This window comes from Persephonella marina EX-H1 (assembly GCF_000021565.1).
Lineage (GTDB): Bacteria > Aquificota > Aquificia > Aquificales > Hydrogenothermaceae > Persephonella > Persephonella marina.
In genome coordinates this window covers 1,537,171-1,561,989 of record NC_012440.1, presented here as the reverse complement: position 1 = coordinate 1,561,989, position 24,819 = coordinate 1,537,171, and the positions used below count along the sequence as shown (strand labels likewise).

At 36.2% G+C, this 24,819-nt stretch carries 26 protein-coding genes, 1 tRNA gene and 1 pseudogene; 14 read left to right on the top strand and 14 right to left on the bottom strand.

Annotated elements, in window-relative coordinates; translation table 11 throughout:
* Window positions 1-29: 29 nt before the first annotated feature.
* A complete protein-coding gene (locus PERMA_RS08000; RefSeq protein WP_012676729.1) occupies window positions 30-389 on the bottom strand; it encodes a hypothetical protein in 360 nt (119 codons plus the stop codon).
* 48 nt (window positions 390-437) lie between these two features.
* Window positions 438-1,391, bottom strand: coding sequence for a magnesium/cobalt transporter CorA (gene corA / locus PERMA_RS07995; RefSeq protein WP_012676007.1), 954 nt, complete (start codon window positions 1,389-1,391; stop codon window positions 438-440).
* Between the two features lie 340 nt (window positions 1,392-1,731).
* Here corA and PERMA_RS10575 point away from each other — a divergent pair, with 340 nt between their 5' ends.
* The 7 genes from PERMA_RS10575 to PERMA_RS07960 all read left to right on the top strand — a co-directional run bounded on the left by PERMA_RS10575 (window position 1,732) and on the right by PERMA_RS07960 (window position 6,971).
* A complete protein-coding gene (locus PERMA_RS10575; protein ID WP_015899044.1) occupies window positions 1,732-2,319 on the top strand; it encodes an HNH endonuclease in 588 nt (195 codons plus the stop codon).
* Window positions 2,309-3,550 (top strand): epoxyqueuosine reductase QueH, encoded by a 1,242-nt coding sequence (locus tag PERMA_RS07985; protein ID WP_012675514.1) that lies wholly within the window; start codon window positions 2,309-2,311, stop codon window positions 3,548-3,550. Before PERMA_RS10575 ends, PERMA_RS07985 begins: the two co-directional genes overlap by 11 nt.
* Before the next feature lie 55 nt (window positions 3,551-3,605).
* The gene (locus PERMA_RS07980; protein WP_012676347.1) at window positions 3,606-4,331 is read left to right on the top strand and encodes a helix-turn-helix domain-containing protein; all 726 of its coding nucleotides are present in this window, start codon (window positions 3,606-3,608) and stop codon (window positions 4,329-4,331) included.
* Window positions 4,328-4,996, top strand: coding sequence for an N-glycosylase/DNA lyase (locus PERMA_RS07975; protein WP_012675202.1), 669 nt, complete (start codon window positions 4,328-4,330; stop codon window positions 4,994-4,996). The genes PERMA_RS07980 and PERMA_RS07975 overlap by 4 nt, the downstream gene beginning before the upstream one ends.
* Entirely contained in the window at window positions 4,993-5,619 is a 627-nt protein-coding gene (rsmG, locus tag PERMA_RS07970) for a 16S rRNA (guanine(527)-N(7))-methyltransferase RsmG (protein ID WP_012676038.1), read from the top strand. Before PERMA_RS07975 ends, rsmG begins: the two co-directional genes overlap by 4 nt.
* Before the next feature lie 46 nt (window positions 5,620-5,665).
* A complete protein-coding gene (locus PERMA_RS07965) occupies window positions 5,666-6,853 on the top strand; it encodes an MFS transporter (RefSeq protein WP_015898949.1) in 1,188 nt (395 codons plus the stop codon).
* A gap of 42 nt (window positions 6,854-6,895) precedes the next feature.
* Window positions 6,896-6,971: transfer RNA gene (locus tag PERMA_RS07960), tRNA-Gly, on the top strand.
* On the opposite strand, the gene PERMA_RS10665 is transcribed toward PERMA_RS07960, so the two are convergent.
* The 4 genes from PERMA_RS10665 to PERMA_RS07945 form a co-directional block, all read right to left on the bottom strand.
* On the bottom strand, window positions 6,950-8,236 hold the full coding sequence (locus tag PERMA_RS10665; protein ID WP_012676058.1) for a hemolysin family protein: 1,287 nt from the start codon (window positions 8,234-8,236) through the stop codon (window positions 6,950-6,952). The two genes, PERMA_RS07960 and PERMA_RS10665, sit on opposite strands and share 22 nt — an antisense overlap.
* Entirely contained in the window at window positions 8,229-9,518 is a 1,290-nt protein-coding gene (locus PERMA_RS07955) for a hemolysin family protein (protein ID WP_012676923.1), read from the bottom strand. The genes PERMA_RS10665 and PERMA_RS07955 overlap by 8 nt, the downstream gene beginning before the upstream one ends.
* The gene (locus tag PERMA_RS07950) at window positions 9,511-10,464 is read right to left on the bottom strand and encodes an ABC transporter ATP-binding protein (protein WP_012675780.1); all 954 of its coding nucleotides are present in this window, start codon (window positions 10,462-10,464) and stop codon (window positions 9,511-9,513) included. Before PERMA_RS07950 ends, PERMA_RS07955 begins: the two co-directional genes overlap by 8 nt.
* A 99-nt stretch (window positions 10,465-10,563) precedes the next feature.
* Window positions 10,564-11,829, bottom strand: a complete 1,266-nt coding sequence (locus tag PERMA_RS07945) for a class I SAM-dependent RNA methyltransferase (protein ID WP_012675512.1) — start codon at window positions 11,827-11,829, stop codon at window positions 10,564-10,566.
* A 72-nt stretch (window positions 11,830-11,901) separates the two neighbouring features.
* Between PERMA_RS07945 and PERMA_RS07940 the strand changes: the two genes are divergently transcribed.
* The 7 genes and pseudogenes from PERMA_RS07940 (at window position 11,902) to PERMA_RS07915 (ending at window position 17,529) form a co-directional block, all read left to right on the top strand.
* A complete protein-coding gene (locus PERMA_RS07940) occupies window positions 11,902-12,216 on the top strand; it encodes an MTH1187 family thiamine-binding protein (RefSeq protein WP_012676763.1) in 315 nt (104 codons plus the stop codon).
* Window positions 12,213-14,894: an AAA family ATPase gene (locus tag PERMA_RS07935; protein ID WP_012675812.1), complete on the top strand. Its 2,682-nt coding sequence runs from the start codon at window positions 12,213-12,215 to the stop codon at window positions 14,892-14,894. Before PERMA_RS07940 ends, PERMA_RS07935 begins: the two co-directional genes overlap by 4 nt.
* 23 nt (window positions 14,895-14,917) lie before the next feature.
* Window positions 14,918-15,142 (top strand): ferredoxin, encoded by a 225-nt coding sequence (locus PERMA_RS07930; RefSeq protein ID WP_015898899.1) that lies wholly within the window; start codon window positions 14,918-14,920, stop codon window positions 15,140-15,142.
* A 181-nt stretch (window positions 15,143-15,323) separates the two neighbouring features.
* Complete coding sequence (locus PERMA_RS07925) at window positions 15,324-15,596, top strand: HU family DNA-binding protein (protein ID WP_012676179.1); 273 nt, start codon at window positions 15,324-15,326, stop codon at window positions 15,594-15,596.
* A gap of 26 nt (window positions 15,597-15,622) precedes the next feature.
* A pseudogene (locus PERMA_RS10920) lies at window positions 15,623-15,769 on the top strand (S4 domain-containing protein); the annotation flags it as partial.
* Between the two features lie 69 nt (window positions 15,770-15,838).
* Window positions 15,839-16,381, top strand: coding sequence for a pseudouridine synthase (locus PERMA_RS07920; protein ID WP_012676276.1), 543 nt, complete (start codon window positions 15,839-15,841; stop codon window positions 16,379-16,381).
* The gene (locus PERMA_RS07915; RefSeq protein WP_012675447.1) at window positions 16,378-17,529 is read left to right on the top strand and encodes an MFS transporter; all 1,152 of its coding nucleotides are present in this window, start codon (window positions 16,378-16,380) and stop codon (window positions 17,527-17,529) included. The genes PERMA_RS07920 and PERMA_RS07915 overlap by 4 nt, the downstream gene beginning before the upstream one ends.
* On the opposite strand, the gene PERMA_RS07910 is transcribed toward PERMA_RS07915, so the two are convergent.
* The 8 genes from PERMA_RS07910 to PERMA_RS07875 all read right to left on the bottom strand — a co-directional run bounded on the left by PERMA_RS07910 (window position 17,522) and on the right by PERMA_RS07875 (window position 24,765).
* Window positions 17,522-17,905: a cupredoxin domain-containing protein gene (locus PERMA_RS07910; protein ID WP_012676288.1), complete on the bottom strand. Its 384-nt coding sequence runs from the start codon at window positions 17,903-17,905 to the stop codon at window positions 17,522-17,524. The two genes, PERMA_RS07915 and PERMA_RS07910, sit on opposite strands and share 8 nt — an antisense overlap.
* Window positions 17,877-18,140 carry a hypothetical protein gene (locus PERMA_RS07905; RefSeq protein WP_012676570.1) on the bottom strand — a complete coding sequence of 88 codons (264 nt, stop codon included), beginning with the start codon at window positions 18,138-18,140 and terminating at the stop codon, window positions 17,877-17,879. The genes PERMA_RS07910 and PERMA_RS07905 overlap by 29 nt, the downstream gene beginning before the upstream one ends.
* Window positions 18,137-18,739, bottom strand: coding sequence for a dephospho-CoA kinase (gene coaE, locus PERMA_RS07900; protein WP_012676707.1), 603 nt, complete (start codon window positions 18,737-18,739; stop codon window positions 18,137-18,139). Before coaE ends, PERMA_RS07905 begins: the two co-directional genes overlap by 4 nt.
* A 1-nt stretch (window position 18,740) precedes the next feature.
* Entirely contained in the window at window positions 18,741-19,337 is a 597-nt protein-coding gene (locus tag PERMA_RS07895) for a protein kinase (protein WP_041531137.1), read from the bottom strand.
* Window positions 19,327-19,992 carry an LOG family protein gene (locus tag PERMA_RS07890; protein ID WP_012675850.1) on the bottom strand — a complete coding sequence of 222 codons (666 nt, stop codon included), beginning with the start codon at window positions 19,990-19,992 and terminating at the stop codon, window positions 19,327-19,329. The genes PERMA_RS07895 and PERMA_RS07890 overlap by 11 nt, the downstream gene beginning before the upstream one ends.
* Window positions 19,993-20,036: 44 nt before the next feature.
* On the bottom strand, window positions 20,037-22,649 hold the full coding sequence (locus PERMA_RS07885; RefSeq protein WP_012675558.1) for a tetratricopeptide repeat protein: 2,613 nt from the start codon (window positions 22,647-22,649) through the stop codon (window positions 20,037-20,039).
* 5 nt (window positions 22,650-22,654) lie between these two features.
* The gene (locus PERMA_RS07880; protein WP_012676691.1) at window positions 22,655-23,614 is read right to left on the bottom strand and encodes a hypothetical protein; all 960 of its coding nucleotides are present in this window, start codon (window positions 23,612-23,614) and stop codon (window positions 22,655-22,657) included.
* Window positions 23,615-23,703: 89 nt separating this feature from the next.
* Entirely contained in the window at window positions 23,704-24,765 is a 1,062-nt protein-coding gene (locus tag PERMA_RS07875) for a flagellar brake protein (RefSeq protein ID WP_012675322.1), read from the bottom strand.
* Window positions 24,766-24,819: the final 54 nt, after the last annotated feature.

Sequence of the window (24,819 nt, the reverse complement as noted above, 5' to 3'; positions counted from 1 at the left end):
ATAAGATAATTATCGGCTTTTCTAAATGATTATTCAGTGAAATTTTTAGCCTCTTCTTTCTCTATCTTTTCCTGCATCTTGAATATCTCTGTATTTTTTTCCTCTATATAGTCCTGCTTTTTATAAACATAGTAAAATGTGATCACGTAACCTACGAAAGCTACAGAATGGAACACAACCTGAACAGGACTTAAAAGTCCCTCATTGAATATAAGGCTTAAAATCTCAGATATTACAGCTGAAAGAAATATAAAAAGGAATGTTATACCGTAGAGTATTGTAACTCTCCTGTTAAGTATGAAATCTTCCTTTGAGTAGTAGCTGTTAAGGATCCTTTTCTCGTTAAGTTTATCGGTGTCAGATGTTATCTTCTCAGTCAGTTGAGCCATAATTTTCTCCTTATCCTTTCTCACAGATTAAGATACAACAAAAAAATCTTAAAGCCAACCTTTCTTCTTGAATATAAATAGAGGTAGAAGTGCAGAGAATACCATCAGAAATACAGCAAATGGATAACCAAACTCCCACTGTAGTTCAGGCATAAACCTGAAGTTCATCCCGTATATACTTGCTATCAGAGTTGGCGGGAGGAATATAACTGACATGATTGTGAATATCTTTATGACCTTGTTCTGTTCAATATTAAGGAGACCTAAAAACGTGTTCTGCAGATAATCAAGTCTCTCAAAATTAAATGTTGTGTAATCTATGAGTGAGTTTATATCCTTTATCATTATTCTTATCTCTTCCCTTACAGGCTGTGGTATCTTGTAGCTTTTTAAGAGCGATGAAAGTATCCTCTGTTTGTCTATGATATTCTCCCTTATAGTCATATTAAAATCCTCATAGTAGGAGATCGTCTCAAGAATCTCCTCAGTTATGTCTATACCTGTAAAAACTATCTTACTCAGCTTTGATATCTCCCTTGTTATAAACTCAAGAGTATCAGCATCTATATCTATTCTTATCTCCATTATACCTGCAAGTATGTAGTACCCGTCCTCATAAAATCTCGGGTTCATCATAAGCTTTTTAACAAGCTCGTTAAATGTTTTAAGCTCCCTGTACCTTACGGTAACAAGAAAATGTTTTTTCAGTATAAATGTTACAGTTTCGTTAAATGCATGCTCTTTTTCTGTTATCAGGAAGTAGGCATTAATAGTTATACTCTCCTCATCTTCCCAGTATCTTGAGGATATCTCTATCTCTTCCATCTCCTGTTTTGAGGGAAATCTGACCTCAAAATTCTTTGATACCCACTTTATCTCCTGATCTGTTGGGGAGACCATATCTATCCAGAGAACATTCTCAACATTCTCAAAAGGAATGGAGAGATCCTTTACCATCTCAATCCTTATATTCAAGCCTTCTCTAACAAAAAGTCTTATCATCCTAAACTATAATACTACTATTTTTTCTCCCATTGTACTCTTTTTCGGCAGAAGGATCACTCTTAAAATACATATTCTATTTGGATATGTATAAAAAGAAAAATTCCGTATATTTTTTCCAGCTGATAGATTTTTCACAGAAAAAATCCATATATTTTTTCCGATAATGGACCTAAGAAAAAAATGAGTTAAATTGAAGTTCTATACTATTATATTTCAAAAAGGATCTATAATTGACATTATATTGCATTTTTGAAGTTATATAATATATGATCACAGATTTTGACATACATCCATTTTTTGAAATAGATTATATGTATGCATTCATCAGGAGGATAACTTGAGCTACATATTTGAAGAAGAGGAGATAAAGGTAATAAAAGAGTTTCCAAACTACGGAATATCAAATCTCGGCTATGTTTACAGGGATCTCAGATACGGTCTTCTGCCTGAGAACTACAGAAAAAAGAGATTAAAAGGCTACAGGGACAAAAAGGGATACATAAAGGTTCATCTTTCAGATGGTAAAAAACATAAAGTATTCTTTGTCCACAGGCTTGTTGCTGAATACTTTGTCCCAAATCCTGAAGGGTACAGATATGTAAAGCATATAGATGGGAACAGGGAGAACAACAGGGCAGATAACCTTAGATGGACACCTTACCTGAAGGGTAACAGGATTGATAGATCAAAACATTTAGATATATTGAAACTCAGGGAAGAAGGTTTATCAATAAAGGAGATATCAGGAAAAACAGGGATAAGCTACTCCACAGTTGCAAACATACTTTCAGACTTCTCACAGATAACTATAAGGATACCTGCAGAGCTTAAAGAGAGATTAAAGGTGGAAGCTGAGAGAAATGGAAAAAGTGTAACGGAGTTTATAATCCAGATACTTGAGAAGGAGCTTGAAGATGGAAGATAAAATTCTCGTTCATATATGCTGTGGTGTTGATGCTGTATGGGCTTTAAGAAAGCTTAAGATGGACTTTCCTGATGCACAGATAAAAGGATTTTTTTACGACCCTAACATACATCCTGAAGAGGAGTATGAGCTGAGATGGATAGAAACATTAAGAATATGTGAGGATTTAGGGATTGAGTGTATAAAAGGAGATTATGATATAGAAAGATGGATAGATCTTACAAAAGGTTTAGAGAATGAGCCTGAAAGGGGAAAAAGATGCACTGTCTGTCACGATCTTAGACTTGAAGAGACAGCAAAGCTGGCTAAAAAACTTAATTTCAATAAGTTTACAACAGTTCTTCTCATGAGCCCAAAAAAAGATTTCCAGGTTTTAAAGGATGTTGGAGAGAGTATCGGGAGAAAGTACGGACTTGAGTTTTTAGCTGTTGATTTCAGAAAGAAAGGTGGTGTTGAAAATATGAACAGACTCTCAAAGGAATACCAGTTATACCACCAGAACTACTGCGGATGTATGTATGCACTTTTCCAGCAGAGAAAAGATAAGGGATACATATCTGAGCTTGTATCATTTGGTAGGGGAAGGATAGCAGGTAGCAGGGAGGAGCTTTTATTCATAAAAGATATCAGGATTTTTGCAGAAAGTTTAGGGTTGAAGGTTAAAGAAGATAAATTTAAATTTATAGGATGGAGACTTATAAGATCTGTTCTTACTGTAAATAAAGAGCCTGTTCCCCATAGAGTCCTTCCATACTCGTCATCATTAAAAAGTGTTTTAAGGGCAAAAGTCGCAAGGTCTTATGAAGAAGAGGATAAAGTAGTGCTGAACCTTAATAAGGGAAATGTTCAGATATGGATAACTGATAACCCAGAAGCAGAATCGTTAAAAAAGCCGAGATTGTTTACTGATCCTGTTTTTATAACAGATAACAGCATACCTCAGGATGCAAAGATTGAGCTACAGCTTGAGGCTGACTTTATTCCAGATTCAGAATCAACAAACCTGATTATAGGAAACCCTGACGCTGAAAGTTATGTAGAGTTTTACAGCGATACACTCCCTGATGGAAGCCTGGGTTTTGATCCTGAAAAAATAAAAGAGCTGTTAATATCAAACAGGGAGAAGATACTGTCAGGTATGCTGTCTGTCCGTATTTACGGAGCTGAGCATTGTGGGAAACTTGGAAGGGAGTATTCCAAAATAGGAGAAAAAAGTCTTAAAAAATTGTAAATTTTTTTTACATTATTTATAATAGATTCTGTAACTACCTGAAAAGGAAGGGGATTTGTCAACCTTAATTGAGATCGCCAGCAGATGTAAAGAGAGGAGAGAGGAACTCGGTATCTCACGCCAGAAATTGAGAGATAAAACAAAGATTCCTGTTGATATTATAGAGAGGCTTGAGGAAGATCCAGATTATATAAATAAAGAACCTTACGCAAGGTTTCTTATAAAACAGATAGCCATATATTTAGATGTTCCCTTTGATCTTGATGAACAGGTTGAAAAGTTAGAAAAAAGATCTGTTGAAAAAAAAGAGGAAAGAAAAGGTTTTGTATTCAGATTTCTCAAGCTGTCATTCCTGTCATCACTCCTACTTACATTCTTTCTTCTATCTGCAAGTTTTGACAGATCTGAAAGATCGCAGAAGTTCTATGAGTTCTTAAACAGCACAGGTATTGAAGAGACAGCTGAAAAAAATACATACCAGAATAAAAACAGACCAGTACCAACATCTGTAACTCTGAAAGCAACAGGGAATGTATGGCTCACAGTTTATGTTGATAATGTTCAGCATATAATAAAACTGAAAAAAGGTGAAAAAAAGAGCATAACATTCAAAGATAAAATCAAGATAGAAACTGTAGGAAATCCAAAGGATCTTGTTATAATGTTCAATAACAGGCCTGTAAAGCTTTCATACTCCAAGAAGATACTCCACAACATATTTATAGATTCTGACGGTATATTTTTAAACGGCTACAATATAGCGGAGAAAAAGGAGAGTTGATACCACCTCTACATGAGATAAAAGAGGCTGTTAATTCCGTCAAGGATCACGTAGATAAAAGAATAGCCCAGTTTAGAAATCTAAAGGAAAAGGGTTTAACAGAGTTTGATTTCAGACCTTTCTTAGATATAGATCCTTACAGGGCTGATATATTCTCAGAGGCTTCATTCTGCATACTCACAGCAAACTCATCAGCAGCACTCGGTATTAAAATCCAGAAAGAAGTTGGTATAGAAGGATTTAAGAAACTTTCCACAGATGATCTATTTCAGATAATAAGAAAAAAAGGTCACAGATTTGCAAGACAGAGGGCTGAAAGGATAGTGATGCTCAGGGATAAGATGGATATTATAGAGAAAGCGGTAAAGATAAAATCAGGAAAGGAGGCGAGAGATATACTTGTAAAAGAGATATACGGTTACGGATACAAGGAGGCAAGCCATTTTCTAAGGAATACAGGTTTTGAGGATGTAGCCATAATAGACAGGCATATATCAAGATTTTTATTTGAAAAAGGCATTGTAAAACCAAGGAAGACAATAACAAAAAAGGTATACCTTGAGTGTGAAGAGGCACTTGAGGATCTTTCTGGAGAACTTGGAATTTCACTTGCAGAACTTGATCTGTACATATTCTACATAAAAACAGGTAAAGTTTTAAAATGATAGAAAAACTGAAGGATCTTTGCGAAAAAAACGGTATCTTTTTATCAGATGATCAGCTTAAAAAGTTTGAGATATACCTTAATATGCTCTCAAAATGGAACAGGGTTTACAATCTAACCTCTGTAAGAAGAAAAGAGGAGATAATAACAAAACATTTCTTTGACAGCCTCACACTTGTAAAACTTTTTGAGAAAGAAGGGATAAATGTAGAAGGTAAAAAAGTTGCAGATCTTGGAGCAGGTGCTGGATTTCCAGGAGTTCCTGTAAAGATATACTACGGTGAAAAGATAGATCTTTACCTTATAGAGTCTGTAGGCAAGAAATGTATATTCCTTGAGATGCTAAAAAAAGAGATATCAGTTGATTACAAAGTTATCTGTAAAAGATCTGAAGAGGTTGAGGAAAGGTTTGATATTGTTCTGAGCAGGGCTACAGGGGAGACATTTGATGTTATGAGATGGGGCAAGGATATCCTCAAGGTGGGAGGATACCTTATCATTATGAAGGGAAAGAAGGTTGAAGAGGAACTGAGACCTTTTACGGTCAGTCTAAGATTTGAAGGTTATCCGGAAAGAAGATATATAGTCCTTAAGAAAATATCTGAAGATGGTCATACAAGATAAGGTTAGTGTGAACTAATATTATCTGAAAATCAAAAGGAGGGTCAGATTGATAGATAAGGAGTTTACATACCAGGAGAAAAAAGCTACAGTCGGACTTGCAGGTATATTCTCCCTCAGAATGCTTGGACTTTTTCTTGTTCTACCTGTTCTGAGTATATATGCACATAAATTTCCGGGAGCAACATCATTTCTTGTTGGTATTGCTATAGGAGCATACGGACTTACACAGGCTATATTCCAGATTCCTTACGGTCTTCTATCAGACAAGATAGGAAGGATACCTATTCTCATTTTTTCAACTGTTATATTTATTCTTGGAAGTGTTCTCGCAGCATACGCATCTTACCAGGAGGATATATGGCTTTTAATAGCTGGAAGATTCCTTCAGGGTATGGGTGCTGTATCATCAGTTGTTATAGCTCTGATAGCTGATCTTACAAGGGAAAATATAAGAACGAGAGCTATGGCAACGATTGGTGCATCAATAGGAATGTCCTTTGCCTTCGGTATGGTTTTAGGTCCTTATCTTGCTTCCCATCTTGGTCTTGGAGGCGTTTTTCTCTTTACAGCTTTACTCGCTTTATTCTCCCTGCCTTACATAATATGGGGACTTCCAAGACCTGAGAGAGTGGTTCACCATGATGATGCTGAGTTTACAAGCTCATATCTTGGAACAGTACTGAGAGATCCTAACCTTCTTAAGATGGACTTCGGTATGTTCACTCTCCATATGGGTCTTACAGCTGTTTTCACATCAGCACCACTTATACTGAAACAGTTTATGGATGTTGAGGATCTCTGGAAGGTTTACCTTGTTATGTTTCTTGTAGGTCTGACATTTATGGTTCCAACAACGATAATAGCTGAGAAAAAAGGGCTTATAAAAGAGGTAAAGATATTAGGAGTTATTGTCCTTATAATATCCTTTGGTATGTTTATACAGTTTGAGAGCAGTTTTGTTCCTGCTGTGATATCAATAATAGTTTACTTTACAGGATTTATGATACTTGAGCCTATAATGCCATCTCTTATGAGCAGATATGCAAAGCCCCATGTGAAGGGGACAGCTTCAGGTGTTTTCAATACATCACAGTTCCTTGGAGCCTTTGTAGGAGGTGCTGTTGGTGGATTTCTCTTAAAATATGGGTTTGATATGGTATTCCTTTTCACAGGAGCTTTAACATTTGTATGGCTCCTAATGATCTTCACAATGAAAATGCCTGAAAAAACTTGACAGATAAAGATGATATGCATATAATATTTTTCCCTACAATGAGCGAGAGTAGCTCAGTTGGTAGAGCACTTCCTTGCCAAGGAAGGGGTCGCGGGTTCAAGTCCCGTCTCTCGCTCCATTTAATTTCACTTTCTTCCTTGTAGTCTCAATCTTCTCAATTAAAACTTCCTGAACTCTTCTAACATTTGTTTTTAAAACTGTAAATCTTACAGAACCTATAACGATCCTCTCCCTTTTCTTAGGCATTCTTCCAAGATGGTATATTATAAGCCCACCTACAGTCTCGTACGGGCCTTTTGGGAATTTCTCACCTACAAGTGTTTCTATCTCCTTTATCTCCATTCTTCCATCAACTATAAGCTTGTCTTTTATCTGTCTTTTTATCATTCTCTTTTCCCTTTTTGAGAACTCATCCCTTATCTCACCAACAATCTCCTCAAGAACATCCTCAAGGGTTATTATCCCCATTGTTGCTCCTCTCTCATCAACAACAACAACCATATGATCCTTAAACTGTTTGAAACCTTTAAGAACATTTGGAAGACTTGTGAACTCTGGAACATACCTTATAGGTCTTACATACTTCTGTATAGGATCATCAGGCTTTGCATCAGCTATATCATAAGATCTAACAACACCTGTTATCTGGTCTATCCTCTTTTTATAAACAGGTATCCTTGAGTATCCTGTATCCTTAAATGTCTGGATTATATCTATAACCTTTGATGAATACTCTACAGCAACAACATCTGAGAGTGGAACAACAATCTCACTCAGCCTTCTCTCCTCAAATATAAGAACATTTACAACGATCTTTTTCTCAAACTCCTCTATCCCCTCAGATTCTAAGATGAGAGCATCTAAAAGCTCCTCCCTTGTAAGTATCTTATCCTTTTTCTCCTCAAGTCTGAATATGAAGAAAACCACTCTTGTTATAACCTTTGCTATGAGCAGTAAAGGATAGAGCAGTTTCCTGAAGAACTCTATAGCAGGTATAAGAAAGAATATAAGTCTGTCAGCGTAATGCTGGAAAACACTTTTAGGTATTATCTCACCAAATAGAAGTGTAAAAACGATAATAGCCTCCGCAAAAAGCTCCTCCTTTGAGTGTATAAGAGGCATTACTGTGGAAAACTCGTGAAGGAAGCTCACAAAAAGAGCTGTTATAGTAACAATGCTCAGAGTTGTCCCTATAAGACATGTTGCTACATACTCATCAAACCTTTTCTCAAGAGCGGTATAAACCTTTTTTGCCCTTTTATTTCCATTTTTTGCAAGATATTTCAGCCTTGTTCTGTTAACAGAGAAAAGGGCAAGCTCAGATCCTGAGAAAAAACCCTCAAGAATAAGGAAAAAAGCGATAGCTATAAGATAACTAAACATTACTTTCCTCTTCCTCTTTAACAGTTTCTGGTAGTTTCTCTATCAGAACGGAGATTATACGGTTACTTTCCATCTTCAGTATCCTGAATTTATAGTTCTCGTAAACAAACTCCTCTCCCTCCTCAGGGAATCTCTTTAAAACATCAAGTATAAAACCACCTACAGTATCAAACTCGTAATCGTCTGGCAGCTTTATACCCACAACCTCTTCAAGTATCTCAACCTCAATTTTTCCAGATACCTCCCATTTATTCATGGATATCTGTTTTATGAAAGGCTCTTCAGGTTCATACTCCTCAGGAATATCGCCTACTATGAACTCAAGAATGTCCTGGAATGTTACAAGCCCCACCACAGTTCCGTGCTCATCAACAACAATAGCCATATGATTCTTCTTCTCCTCAAACTTTTTCATAAGGTTTAAAAGAGGTGTAAACTCTGGAACGAAGTAAGGTTCTCTCAAAAATCTGTCTATCTTCTCTTCCTTACCCTCAAACTTAAGGAAGATTATATCCTTTATGTAAAGTATCCCGATTATGTTATCCAGATTACCTTCATAAACGGGTATCCTGCTGTAATCCTTCTCCTTTATTAGCTCAAGAACCTCCCTCACAGTAAGCCCTTTAGGTATGGCAAATATATCCCTCCTTGGTGTCATTATCTCACTTACAGCTGTCTCATGAAGCTGGAGGGTTGCCTCTATAATTTCCTTCTCCTCTTCTGTGAATATCTTTTTCTCAGTTCCGATGTTTACAATTGATATGAGATCGTCCTCTGAAAGCTTGTGACTCTCAACGGGAAGCTCAAGACCCATCTTCTTAAGGAAATACTCAGCGGACTTCATAAATATTATTCTGAACGGTGTTACAGCTATATAAAATGCGTAAAAGGGTCTTGAGGCAAAAAGGGCATATCTCTCCGGATAGTAAGCACCTATAGTTTTCGGTGTTATCTCACCGAAGGTGAGTATAAGAACCGTCATTGTTATAATAGCAACAAAAAGGTACGCCTCTCCAAGATGCTCAATAACAAGACCTGACATGATCGCAGATGCTGTTATATTTACAAGCTCATTTCCTATAAGGAATGTTGTTACAAGCTCCTTTGGCCTTGATCTTATGTAATCTGCAACCTTTGCAGCCTTATTACCCTCCTTTGCCATCCTTTTTATCTTAAGCCAGTCCATAGAAAAAAATGAGGACTCAATGGCTGCAAAGAATGCTGACAGTATAAGGAGTATAAATATCAGAAGAAAACTTATAAGAACTTCAGTTTCAAACAAAGTGGCAGTAGACCTCCCTTCCATTGATTTTCTTTATATCCGGTTCCTTCCTGCATATATCCTCCGCTACAGGACATCTATGGTAGAAAAGACAGCCTCCTTTTATATCCTCCCTTTCTATCTCAGGTATCTTTTTAAGATCCTTTCTGTGTGATGGATGATCAGGTGGGAGACTATCAAAAAGTATTTTCGTGTAAGGATGTTTAGGATTCTTTATTATATCCGCAGTGTTTCCCTTTTCCATTATCTTACCTCTGTATAAAACAACGATCCTGTCAGCTATATTTCCAACAACGTTCAGATCGTGCGAGATAAACATAAGACTTATATTTCTCTGTTTTTTAAGTTTCTCAAGAAGCTTTATTATCTGGAGCTGAACAGAAACATCAAGTGCAGATGTCGGTTCATCTGCAACTATCAGATCAGGATCAAGGACTATAGCTCTTGCTATAGCAACTCTCTGCCTCTGTCCCCCTGAAAGCTCTGAAGGGTATCTGCTCAAGAAAGTCTCATCCAGACCGGCATCATTTATAGCCTTAATAATCCTCTCTTCCCTCTCTTTTCTTTCAACACCATGAACTATTAAAGGCTCCTCAATTATCTTATAAACTGTAAGTCTTGGATTCAGTGATGTCCTTGGGTCCTGAAAAACAACAGAACTCTCCTTCCTGAATATCTTTTCCTCCTTTCTGTTCATACTGTATATATCTTTACCCTTAAAAAGTATGCTCCCCTCATCCTTCTGGATAAGTTTGAGAACAAGCTTTCCAATAGTTGATTTTCCACTTCCAGACTCACCAACGACACCAAGGATCTCACCATAATTTATATCAAAAGAGACCCTGTCAACAGCTGTGAAATACTCTTTGTGAAAAAGAGTTTTCTTTATAAGATATTTTTTTGATAGGTTTTCCACCTTAAGTAAGGGAGGACTGTTGCCTTCCATTTTTATTTAATCTTTCTCCAGTTAAAAGGTTTTTCCACTTTTAAAACCTCTGAGATTTTAATTAAGTATATCACAATTATAATCGGCTAAATTTATGATTTATTTCATTTTTTGCAATACCACAACAGACTCTATATGGTATGTCTGTGGGAACATATCTATCATGTACACCTTTTCTACAGAGTATCTCTCTTTAAGATAACCTAGATCCCTTGCAAGTGTTGAAGGATTACATGATACATAGATTATCCTCTTTATAGAATCTGTATCCAGGAATGTTCTCACAAGATCATCTGAAACTCCCGTTCTGGGAGGATCAATTATAACAAGATCTGGCTTTAACTCAGCTATAAAACCACCTGATCTGTTTGCATCCATTCTAAAAAATTTAGCATTCTTTATCCTGTTAAGCTTTCTGTTGTGGTTTGCGTCATTAACGGCATAAGGGTTTGACTCAATACCGTATATCTCCTTTATATATCTGGCAGAAGGGAGTGTTAAAGTTCCAACACCGCAGAAAAGATCAACAGCCTTCTCATGATCTCCAATATTCTGTAAGACAGCATCAAGTAGATTTTCAACCTGGTAGACATTTACCTGAAAGAAGGAGTCCATTGAGACCCTGAACTTTATACCTCCGTACTCTTCGTAAATATAGCTCTCTCCAAGGAGTACATCCCTTTTTAGCAGATCGTCCTTTCTGTGGTATATACCGGCACCTTTTAGTTTTTCACTTAAGAAAGATCTAAGATGTTTTAGACCTAAAGGGAATCTCCTGACCCTTTTTTGGTAAACAAACTTAACAAGAGCTTCCCCATCTGATGATGAGTATATATGTACCTGCTCAGGCTGAAAAATAAGAAATTTTAAGATCTCCCTCACACCTGAAATCATACCGTTAATATCCTCTTTAAGGAGAAGACAGCTGTCTATATTTATGATCTGTCTGCTCTCCCTCATATAAAATCCTATCTTCTCCCCTCTTATCTTCAGTTGAGTTCTGTTTCTGTAGTTAAAAGGCTTTTTTGAAGGGTATATCTTATCTATCCTGTCTATATTTAGCCTGCCTATCCTGTTTAATGTTTCTAAAAGGATTTCAGCTTTTATCTCAACCTGCTTTTCATAGGTGATATGCTGGTAATCACACCCTCCACAGTACCTGAAATATCTGCATGGTGGATCTGTCCTGAAAGGACTTTTTTCAACAATACTTAAAGGTTCACACTCTATAAAACTTTTCTTTTCCTTTTTTATCTCAACCTCAACCTCTTCATCAGGAAGGACAAACGGGACAAAACAGACCCTTCCATCTAACTTACCTATACCTTTTCCACCGTAAACAAGCTTCTCTATCTTTACTATCAAAACTTTTCCTCCATTAAATCTAAACTAATTATATACCTTCTGTTAAAATTATAGAAAAAAGAGGTGAGAAATATGTCGGTACTTGTTGAGTTTGCCATGTTTCCTACTGATAAAGGTGAGAGCGTAAGCCCTTACGTAAGCAGAATAATAAAGATGATAGATGAAAGCGGTGTAAACTACAAGCTCACACCTATGGGAACGGTTTTTGAGGTAGAAACAATGGAAGAGGCCTTAAAGATAATAGATCAGGCTTACAAACAGCTTGAAAAAGACTGTAACAGGGTATACTCTGTAGTTAAGTTTGATATAAGGAAAGGAAAATCTGGAAGGCTAAAACAGAAGATAGAGTCTGTTGAGAAAAAGCTTGGAAAACAGGTCAGTAAATGATTTTAAAAAGGATATACCTTAAGAATTTTCTGACACATACAGAAACTGAGATAAACTTCCCGGATAAAGGTATAACAGTATTTATAGGAGAAAACGGAGCAGGTAAAAGCTCAATAATTGAAGGTATATCCTACGCACTCTACGGAAAAACATCAAAGGGAAACCTTCAGGATATCGTCCAGTGGGGAAAGAACGAAGCGAAGGTGGAGCTTGATTTTATAAAAGGTGGGGAAACATACAGGATAGAAAGGGTTGTATCTATTAAAGGTAAAAAGGCTGTATCATCAGGAACGGTTTTTAAAAAAAGAGGGGAGAGATTCCTTCCTTACTACCAGAAAAATATATCAAAGGAGATCCCAAAACTGACAGGTCTTACTCTGAAAACATTCTTCTCATCTGTTCTCATCAGACAGGGGGATATAGAGAGCCTTATAGAGATGAAGCCCAGGGAAAGGGCTAAACTTTTTGAAGAGATACTTGATATGACCCTTTACCAGATAATATCGGAACATGCAGCTGAAAAGAGAAGAGCTTTAGAATCCCAGATAAAGTATATAAGCTCTGCCCTTCCAGACATTCACGAGATCCAGAAGGATCTTGAAAAGTTAAAGGAGGAAAAGGGAAAAAAGGAAAAAGATAAAAAGATTATTGAAAAAAAGAAGGATGAGATAGAAAAGAAGATATCCTATCTTAAAGACAGATTTGAAAAGTATATAAAAGAAAAAGAAGAGATACTGAGAACAAAACACAGAATTGGTATTCTTGAGGAAAAGATAAAGAACCATGAAAGAATCATAAAAACAAGACAGGAAGAGCTTGATGATATAAAGAATAAAGAGAAAGAGCTGAGTACACTCAGACCTTTTGTTGAAAGATATGAAAAGGTAGAAAGGATCATTGAGCTTTTTAGAAATTTAGAAAAGGAGAATGAAAGATTTAAAGCCCTGAAGGAAAAGATAGACGAGATTGAAGAGAGAAAAAAACTGAAGGAAAGATTAGGGAAGATAGCACACCAGTACGAGGAGAAAGAGAAAGAGCTAAAGGATATCCAAAACAAGATAAATGAGATATCAAGGCTTAAAGGTGAACTGAAAGGTTTTGAAGAAAGGGTTGAGGAGCTGAAAAAGAAGCTCTCTGAAAGTATGAAAGATGCTCAGGAGATAGCAAAGGAGCTTACAGGTTATAAAAAGATCTACAGGGTTCTCGTACACAACCCAATCGCTATAAACCAGCTTATCAATAACTGTGAGCAGGACATAAAAAAACTGGAAGAGGAGATTAAGGAGGCGATAAAGGAGAAAGCTGAGATAGAGGCTGAAGGAAAGGAGCTGAAAAAGAAAAGGGAAAAGATAGACTCCCTTGAAGGAAGCTGTCCTACATGTGAAAGACCTTTAGACCAGCATACTAAGGATGAACTTGTAAAAGAGATAGACCAGAAACTTGAGTATCTCAGAAAAAGATACAGAGAGGTGAAAGAGAAGGAGAAAAAGTTATCAGAGCTTTTAGAGAGAGAGGTATACATAAAGGAAAAGCTTTCAGAGTACAGAGAGTACTTCCTGAAGCATAAAGAAGCTGAAGGAGAGATGCTAAAGATAAGATCAAAACTTTTTGTCAGCCAGAAAAGGCTGAATGATCTGAAGGATATAGAGAATAAAAGATCTGATATAGAAAAATTCCTGACAGAAAACAGGAATAACTATCTCAGGTATAAAGAGGCAGAAAGTTATCTTTCCAAGATAAATGTGGATGAGATAAAAAAGGAAGTTGAAACTGTGGAAGCTAAAGTCAGAGAACTCAGCAAAAAGCTAAAGAATGAAGACCCAGAAAAAGTAAAAGAGGAGTACAAGGATCTTAAGAAAAAAGTAGAAAGATACTTCTCAATAAAAGAGTATGTCTCGAGGAAAGACAGGCTGATAGATGAGATAAAAAACTCAAAAGACGAGATAAAAAATCTGTCTGAGGAAAAAGATAAGCTTGAAAGATCAGTTAAAGATATAAACACAATAGAAAAGGGATTGGAAGATATAAGATCTGAGATTGAGAACAGTGAGATGGAGCTTAAGGGTTTAACAGAAAGGATATCAGACCTTGAAAGAGAGATAACCAAACTTGAAACAGAGATATCTTTAAAAGAGAAGGAGATCAAAAAGGCTGAAGAGATTAGAAAAGATATACAGATAAATCAGGAAAAGGCTGAAAAATACAGAAGAATAGAAAAGGCGTTAGGACCCGACGGAATACAGAAAATAATAAGAGATACAGCCCTTTATGAGCTTCCAAAACTGACAAATCAGATATTTTCAATATTCGGTTTTCCTTTCCAGCAGGTAAGATTCTCGGAAAGTTTTGATATAACACTTTTAGTTCCAACTTTAGAGAAAAAGGACAGATTTATACCGGTTAACGCAATAAGTGGAGGTCAGAGAACAGCCCTCGGTATAGCTTTAAGACTCGCTATAGGAAGATTCTTATCATCAAAGAATGAGGTGCTGATTCTTGACGAACCTACAGTTCATCTAGATGATCAGAGAAGATCAGAACTTATAAATCTGTTACTGGAGCTAAAAAGGAAAAATTTTGTAAGACAGCTTATAATAGTAACACACGATACTGAAGTGGAGGATGCTGCTGATAACATATACTATGTTGAAAGCGGAACAGTAAAAAGCATAGATTAAATTATCTTTGGGAGGTGAGTAAGATGAAAGTCAAAGTTTCAGTGGATCAGGACCTGTGCACAGCCTGTGCATTATGTTATGATGAGCTTCCTGAGGTTTACGAAGACAGGGGGGATGGTATAGCTAAAGTAAAAGATGATGTTGGTGGAGACGGTGCTGTTATTGAAGGTGAGATAGCCGAAAGAGCTGCTGAGATATCTGAAGAATGTCCTTCCGGAGCTTTAGTAACAGAGATTATAGAGGAATAGATCCATCAGGGGGTTCTGACCCCCATTTTATATTAAAACTGCCAAAAATATTGAAAAATAAAGACAAAACCCTTGACTTTTAAGAGATTATTAATATAAATTAAAGTATAGATTTTGCCCCAGATATAGATAAATTGCGATTTTGGGGTATTTTTAAAATTAAATTACAGGAGGGTCAACCATGACAAAAGCAGAACTCGTAGCAAAAGTAGCAGCTGAGGCAGGAGTGACAAAAGCATCTGCAGAGAGATGTGTTAACGCATTCGTGAAAGCTCTTACAGAAGCTCTTGAGAAAGGTGAAAGAGTAGCTCTCCCAGGTCTTGGCGTATTCAACGTCAAAGAAAGAAAAGCAAGAAAAGGTAGAAACCCAAGAACAGGAGAAGAGATCACAATACCTGCAAGAAAGGTTGTTACTTTCCACGCTGCTAAAGCTTTAAAAGAGAAAGTAAAGTAAAGATCCTATAGAGAGGGGACAGAAAGATCCCCTCTTTTTATGAGGAACTGAAGATAAGATTAGATAAATTTCTTGCAGATTTCGGTCTTGGTAGCCGCAAAGAGGTAAAAAAGTTAATCAAAAAAGGTCTTATATCTGTTAATAATACTGTCGTCAAAAGTCCAGACACAAAGATAGATCCTGAAAAAGATACTGTTTATTATGAGGGAGAGCCTTTAAAGTACAGAAAGTATCACTACTATATGTTCAACAAACCTTCAGGTTATATAACAGCTGTTAAAGATGAGAGATACCCGACTGTTATGGATTTTTTTGCTGATCTCCCATTCAGTAAAAAACTTTTCCCTGTAGGAAGGTTAGATATTGATACAGAAGGCCTTTTAATAATAACAGATGACGGTCAGCTTGCACACAGAATAGCCCATCCAAAATGGGAGATTGAGAAGGAGTACTACGCAGTAGTTAAAGGGGACATATCAGATCTTGATCTTTCAAGATTTGAGAAGGAAGGTATAGTCCTAAAAAAGGAAAAGTACAGAACAAAACCCTTCAAAATAAATATCATATCAACCTCAGAGGAAAGATCAGAGATATATATAACAGTACGTGAAGGTAAATACCATATCGTAAAAAGGATAATGGAAGAGCTTGGTCATCCTGTTCTTTATCTTAAAAGGGTGAGAATTGGACCTTTACGTCTGGATGAGGATCTTGAGGAAGGTGATTTTAGAGAACTGACAGATGAGGAGATAGAAAAACTAAAAAGATCAGTAAATCTGCTATGAGAAAGATACCTTTTCTATCATGGGCTCTTTTTGATTTTGCCGAGACTGTGTTCTCAGCAAATATAATATCTGTATTTTTCCCATTATGGATCATAAATACACTCGGTGGAAGCTCCTACCATTACTCAGTTGTTTACTCACTATCTGTTTTTATATCAATATTCCTAGGGATAATAACAGGAAAGTTTGCTGATGAGAGAGGATACAAAGATCTTTTCTTCAAGTTTGCTGTTCTTTCTGTTATATTCTTCCTTTTCACACTTTACTTTATAGACTCACTTATCGCTGCGCTGTCAATATTCTTTGTTATGAACCTTTTTTACCAGCAGAGTCTTATATTTTATAACTCACTGCTCTACGACATATCAACAGAGAAGGAGAGAGGTTTTATCTCAGGTGTTGGCGTTGGGATAGGCTATATAGGAGGTGTTGTAAGCCTTCTGATATCTAACTATCTCGCAGACAGTCCGTCACAGACATTCCTTATAACAGCATTCATTTTCACATTTTTTGCCATTCCTTCCGTTATTTTTGTCAGATCAAAGAAGAAAGAAAAGTTTTTCAGGATAAATATCAGAGAGATATTCAGAGATAAACCTTTTTTTCTTTTTATACTTGCTGTCCTTCTTCTAACAGATGCAGCCCATGGACTTATCATATTTATGTCCATCTACCTTAATAAAGTAATGCTCTTCTCACAGGATCAGATAGTAAACATAATAGCTTTAGCAGGTATATTTGCTATCATCTGTGCTCCCGCTGTAGGATTTTTACTCCATAAGGTCTCACCTGTAAGATTTTTCCAGTTTGTGTTCCTCGGGTGGTTTCTGGCATTTTTAGCTCTTCTGTTATCAGACAGGTTTACAATCTATATAGTTGCTGTAGTATTTGGTATGCTCCTCTCATCCCTCTGGACAACGATGAGAGTTGTCCTTATATCAATATCCCCCGAACACCAGTTAACCACAAGGTTTGCATTTATGGCATTATCAGAGAGGATGGCCAGTATAGTGTCACCTCTTATATGGGGAGGTGTTGTTTTTGTCCTCGGAGAAAAAGCTTTTTCTTATAAGGTCGCAACATTTATACTCAGTATATTCCCTTTACTCGGATTTTTTGTTTACAGAATGTTTTTAAGATCTACCTGACGTATATAGTGCCTTTTGTTGGGAAAACTCCTGAGCAGTAAGGACATGTAAATATAAACTCTCCTGGATAGATCATCTTTAACTTTATCTGCTTTGTCTCTCCCTTTTTTATATTTTCAAGCATAACATCATAAGGTGGGAGAATATAAAAACAGTGGCCGTAATACTCCTGACTGTAATCATCACCTATACCTTCATCAACAGCTTTCACTCTGAAAAGAACTACATCACCTCTGTTCAGGTATATCTTATCAGGCCTATATCCTTCTTTTGATACTTCTATATCCACAATAACATCAGGCTGATCCTCTGTTTTTGTACAGCCTGTAAGAAATATAAATGAGAAACTAACCAGCGTTAGAAATATTTTTCTCATAATGTTCAAGTAGATCGTTAAGTTTTTCTATCTTTTTATCAATCTTCTTTATCTTTTTCCTTATATAAACCTTCTCATCACTGTCCGCATTAAGAATATCTTTTTTCAGCTTTTCCTTCTCCTCCTGGAGCAGTTTTATCTGTGAGATTATCTCCAGCCTTATATCAGACCTTATCTCCACACCGTAGGACAGAGAAAAGATCAAAAATGTAAGAAGCAGTATAATAGTTCTCATTCTTTTTTTACCTTCTCCTTAAGTTTCCTGTACACAGACTCAACCTCTTCTCTTAATCTTTTCAGATCCCCTGTGTTGTAAATAACAATATCTGCGTATTTTATCTTTTCATCAATAGGGAGCTGAGATCTTATCCTCCTGAGTGCTTCATCCTTAGAAAATCCTTTTTTAATAAGTCTTTCCAGCTGGAGCTTTTCTGGGGCGTAAACAAGAATAACAATATCGTAATCCCTGTAGGAACCTGTTTCTATAAGAAGGGGAACCTCTACAATCACAATACTTTCAGGATCCTTATCCTCTATCTTCTTTATACTCCTCTCTATCTCCTTTCTGACTTCAGGATGAATGATACTCTCAAGTTTTTTCTTCTTTTCTGGATCTTTAAAAACTATACTTCCAAGCTTCTTTCTGTCTATCTCTCCCTTACTATCAAAAACATCACCAAACTCTTTCCTTATCTTTTCCTTTATATCTTCCCTTTTTAAAAGGGTGTGAACTACCTTATCAGCATCTATAACATAAGCTCCAAGCTCAGAGAATATCTTTCCTACAGTTGATTTTCCCGTTCCTATAGAACCTGTTAAACCTACCTTCAGCATCTTACAGACCCAGTATTTTCCTTATTCTCTCAAAGTTCTTTTCTGATCTGTCCTTTTTGTACTCCCTTGCAGCTTCTATAAGCTCATCCTTATCAAACGGTGGAAGATATTTTGATCCCTCAGAGAGAAAGTACTGAACAAGCTGTGTAACATTCTGTATATTCTCTGTTTTCCTCGCCCTTTCAAAATCTATAAGGTGTACATTTAGATTTTTATCAACAAGAACATTTGTGTGTGGTCTGTGCATCTCATCCTTGCTTATTCCAAGAAGGTCAAGCTTCCTCGCCTGCTCAAGAAGCTGGCTGAATATGATCTTTGCATTTTCTCTGTTCAGAACCTTTTTTAAAGGCTCTCCTTCTATGAACTCGTATGCTATAAAATCATCCCCCTCAAGTATAAGTTTTCCACCGATACCCTCTTTGTTTACAACTTTCAGTATACTCCCCTCTTTTTTAATAGCATTTCTGTGTATAGGCTCCTTTGGAACTTTTACGGCTACCACTTTACCGTTAAGAACACCTTTATATACAACACCTCTCCAGCCTTCCCCTATCTTCTGGAGATCTTTCAGCTGTTTTTTTAGATCCTCAAATCTCATATTCATAATGCTGTGCATAGAAGCTTACGATTATATCAACGATCTGGTCAAGATCATCCGAGATCTGGAAGAGATTGAAATCCTCAGAATCTATAAAGCCCTTATCAAGAACAACATCCTTTATCCATTCAACAAGACCGTTCCAGTATTCTGAACCGTAAAGTATAACGGGGAAAGGCTTGACCTTTTTTGTCTGTATAAGGACAAGCGTCTCTGTAAGTTCATCAAGTGTTCCATAACCACCGGGAAAGAGAACATAGGCTGTGGCATACTTGTTGAACATAACTTTCCTTGCAAAGAAATATCTGAAGTTTATAGTTACAGTTGCGTAAGGGTTTGGTTCCTGCTCAAGTGGAAGGTTTATATTAAGACCTACAGATTTACCACCACCTTCCTTAGCACCTCTGTTTCCAGCTTCCATAATTCCGGGGCCACCACCTGTTATAATGGAGAAGCCTTTACTTACAAGTTTTTTTGCAAGCTCCCTTGCAGCCTCATAATACTTATCTCCTTCCTTAACCCTGGCCGAACCGTAAAATGTAACAGCGGGAATAAACTGGGGCATAACCTCAAATCCATCTACAAAATCCCCTATTATCTTAAACAGTCTCCAGGCTTCCTCTTTTTTCAGTTCATTGATCAGATACTTTTCCATCTGCTTCCCCTGAGATTTTTTAGGATTATAGGATAAAATGATCTTTACTTATTTTCAATTTTCTTTAGATACTCTTCCGCTTCTTTATGGCCAAGTGCAACAGCTTTTTTAAGGTCTGAAACAGCCCTTCCGTAATCCCCTTTTGAAAAATCTCCATGTTCGTAGTAAAGCTTACCTCTAAGGTAGTAAACCTCAGGATTATCAGGATCAAGTTTTATATAAGAGCTAAAATCCTTTATAGCATTTTTGTAGTCTTTAAGCCTGTAATAGCTTATTCCCCTAAGATAGTAAACATCCTTATCTCTGTATCCTTTTTTTATAGCCTTCGTTGCATAAGATACAGTTTTAAGGCTGTTTCCTTTTTTGAAATATATCTTTGAAAGCTTAAAGTAAAGCTCCCCAGAGTGGTTTCCACTCTCCTCAGCTTTTATGTAATAAACAAATGCATTTTCCGTATCACCTTTTAATAGATATATATCACCTTTCATCATATAAACCTTGTCAAGAAACTTACCCTTTGAGATGAGATCGTCTATATACCTTTCTGCATTACCTGTATCCTTTTTACCGAGATACAGTCTGGCAAGTTTAAGTTTGATCTCATAAAGATCACCCTTTTTTGATACAGCTTTTTCTAAATCTTTTATAGCATTCTCATAATCTTTCATCTTAAGGTATGAAAGACCTCTGTAGTAAAATATTCTGAAATCATCTTTAAGGAATTTCTCAGCCTTTTTAAAGTATTTAACAGCTTTTCTATAATCCTTTCTCTTAAACAGTATCTCTCCCACACCTATATAAGCCTCACCAAGATTCTTCTCTATGCTAACACCCAGGGATGGCTTAAGCGATATACCTTTTATATAGTAATCAAGTGCTTTATCGTAAATTTTCCTTTTAAGATATCTGTCACCCATCTTTATGTAAGCTTTTGCCAGTTTCTCAGCAAGTTTTTCGCTGTCAGAAAAAACGAGGGCTTTCTTATAATGGTATATAGCCTTCTCATACTCACCGTTTGCAAAGTATATATCACCCATCTCAAGTCTAAGGTCTAAAAGTTTTCCGGACAGATTCCTGTCAAAGTACTTTCTGTTAATTTTCATCACTTTCTCATAGTAACTTATAGCCGTTCTCTTATTTCCAAGGAGTCTGTATATATCGCCAACCTTTTCTAATATCTTTACATCCCTCGGGTATACTGATAGATACTCTGTATAGAATGAAAGAGACTTTCTGTAGTTTTTATTCTGGAAGTTCCTCTCTGCCAGCACCTTCACAGATTTTATATAATTTGGCAGAATATCTTTTCTCATCTTCGGATTCAGTGATAAAACCTTTTTATAATACCTGTAGGCGTTTTTGAAATCCTTTCTGTTAAAAAAGATATCCGCCATCTTTCTGTAAACCTCTGGATCCTCCTTTAAAGCAGCGGCCTTTTCAAATAAAGAGAGAGCTCTATCAGGATCATCTTTTGAGTATAGATCTCCCAGATTTCTGTATATCTCAAACAGGTAACCTTTCACATCTTCTTTATTGGAGTATCTCTCAAGAAGAGGTAAAGCCTCTTCATACTTTTCCAGATAAAAGAGATTCATGCCCTTTAATATCTCCGTTTCCTCATCCATCTGGGAAATTCTATCTATATACTCAAGTGATCTCTCGTAATCTTTTAAGCTGAAATATATCTTTCCACACAGAAGGAGACTTTCCTTATCTTTCTTGCCGAGGTTTACACTCTTTTCACACAGTTCTGCGGCTCTTTCGTAATCGCCACTCTCGTATGATTTTTTTGACAGGAAGAAATAGACCGACGGATCTTCAACACCTTTTATCTTTTCAGGATGAAGTTTTGCCACAATATCTTTTATCTTCCTGTCAAGCTCATCCGTTTTAAATCCTAATTTTTTTGCCTTCAGAACTGTATCAAGTGCTTCATTAAACCTTTTCTCATTTATATATCTTTCAGCGAGCTCTATATATATCTGGGATAGTTTTTTTCTCAGATCAGGATCATCCTTTATTCTGATAGCCTTCTCGTAGTATCTGACAGTTTTATCAAGATTATCAAGTTTGTAGTACCTGCTTCCAGCCTTTACATAGAGGTCATACAGCTTCTCTGTTATCTGGTTCTCAAGATTTTTTACATCAGGATCTTCTCTGAACTTACTTTTTTCTATCAGCTCAAGCCCGCTTTCATAAACCTTTATATCATTCTCAAGTGATGAGATATCACCGAAAAATTTAGCTGTTTTAAGAATTATATGAATATCATTTATCAACTCTGACTTTTCCCTGAGAAGATTTCTCAGCTCCTTCTCACTTACCCATTTACCGTTAAAATAAACGTATCCCTGTGACAGCTTCCTGAAATTTTCATCTGTCTCAAGTTTCTTCTTAACCCTTTCTATATCATCCTTAACAAAGAATCTGTAAATGGTAAGGTCTTCATAGTTCTTTAAAGCCTTTTTGTAAAAATCAAGGGATTTTTCAAACTCCTTTTTCTGGTAAAACTTTTCTGCCTGTGTTTCCAGCTCTTTTGATAACTGGTATATCTGTTTATCATTTGCTATAGTCAGAATAAGAAAATTCCCAAGAACAACTACCAGTATTAGCGTCAAGATAAAGATATTTGTTTTAGAAAGTCTTCTTTTTGCCATAATCTCTAACTTTCCTTTTTAAGTATTTCGTCGTATTTTTTTATATATTTATCCTTCTCCTCTACAAACTCCTTTATCACCGGAAGTACCTCCTGAAGTATATCTGTGTCCTTTTCCTTCACATTCATAGCTCTGGCTATACCTCTGTTTATATCCTCTTTCTTTAATGTAAATATATAAAAGTTATCCAGATTTATTCTCATTAAGGCTTTTAGAGTGTAAAAAAGTTCCACATACTTTTTTGCTGTTCTGCTTGAAAAGTACGCTTTCTCATACTTTGACAGATTATCCCTTATCTCTGAGATCAGGAATCTGTTTGATTTCATATCTCTGATAAGCTGATCAAAACCTATTGTGAGCTCTGAAAAAGATCTTGATATATACTCCTTATCCGTGTAGAAAAGCCATGAGTTATCAAGATCCTTTATATCCTTCTGATACTCAACTAAAAGTCTGTATGCTGTCTTGAACCTGTTTATAACCTCCCTGTCGGAGATATAATTTATATCCTTCACAAGATAGTTCATAAGCCTGTCTGAATGGAAAAGAACAGCAAATATCACAGAGTCCTTTTTGATAAATGTATCAAGTGTGTCTTTATCTCCCGCCTTATAAGCCCAGTAGATAAAGTATAAAAAATCCTTTTTAGTGTTTACATAATTTGAGAAATAAAGCTCTTCCAGGATCTTGGCTGAACCGATATCATTTAACTTCTTGAAGGATAGAGCACAGTAATTCACAGTTTTATCCATATACTCCTGGGTTTTATTTAATATATAATCCTTGTTTATCAGTTCCTTTTGATACTTCTTGTAGTACTTTCTGCACAGATATGGAAGAACCTCATTTTTATTCTCCTTTTTATATAAAATCTCAAGTTCTTCAACATCCATAGAGGAGTAGTCAAGACTGCAGGAAAGGATAGATATAATGAGGAAAAATAAAAAAACTCTCACATTTAACAATGTTCCCTACCCCTCTAAAGAAGCTTATGTATCTTTCTCTTAACTTTTAAATATAATGTTCTGAGTGAGTATGGGCAAATCCGGTCAGATTATCCCCTCTGCATCTGGATGAGTTTCATAAGTTTTTTCTGTTCTTTTTTTATAAAATCTGCAAGTATATTTTCCTCATACTTGTTCATCTTCTTGAATTTGATACCGTAACAGGTTGTTGTTTTTCTCTCATATATATTTACGATAACGCTGTTTATCTCTAACTTTCTCCCTTCTACTGTGAATATAAGCTTGACCTCATTATTTATATTGAGATTTGCTTCAGTTCTTCTATCTGCTGAGATACAGAACCTTGCTCCACCTACACTTATATCAGCTATAAGACCTTCTATTCTCTTAACCTTTTCAACCTCGTTTGGGAGTATCTCTATCTTTTCAACAACAGCGGGGATCTCAACATCAACCCTTGCATGCTCTCTTCTCTGAATTCTTTCCATATCAAATGTGTGGGGAAGTTTGAGAATAGTTTTATCAAGCTCAACAAACGTGTCTTCAACCACACCTGATATTTTATAAATGGCATCTCCTCTTCTTAAAAGGGTTATTTTCACAACCTTTCCTTTAAGATGTGGGAGATCTGTGTGGGCATCTATAAGATACCAGTACATATGTTTCTCATCCTTGTCATAAAGAGCAGCGTTGTAGACCTCTTTATTATCTGTACTTATTCTTCCTGACTGGAATATATCTATATCTTTTGTTGATGAAAGGGGAACAAAAGGCGGACATATATCAAAACCGAGCTTCTTTCTCAGCTCTTTTAGCATCTCCTCATCATAATTTGGATTTTCCTCTACATACAGTGATATAACCTTCTCAAATGGTGCTTTAAACTCAAGTGCAAGGAAAGGATCTCTACCGAGCTTCCTGGAATACTTCCAGATGATCTCTCCTGCCTTTTCAGGTATATTCCTCTCCTTCAGATTTTTTAAGAACAGTCTTTTCATAAGTTTGTTTTTTATGGTCTTTTTAAAATGAAAACCGAGCAGGATAAGAAATAGAAGTAATAGAATTATGAAAACGAGAATTAAAAAAGATGTTATATCGTGCTCCGTTGCCTGACGGAACGACTCTATGGCAGCTTTAGATCTCTCATCCAATCTGACACCATTAGTGAAATGGTTTTTATAGATAATAGATTATAAATGAATTTG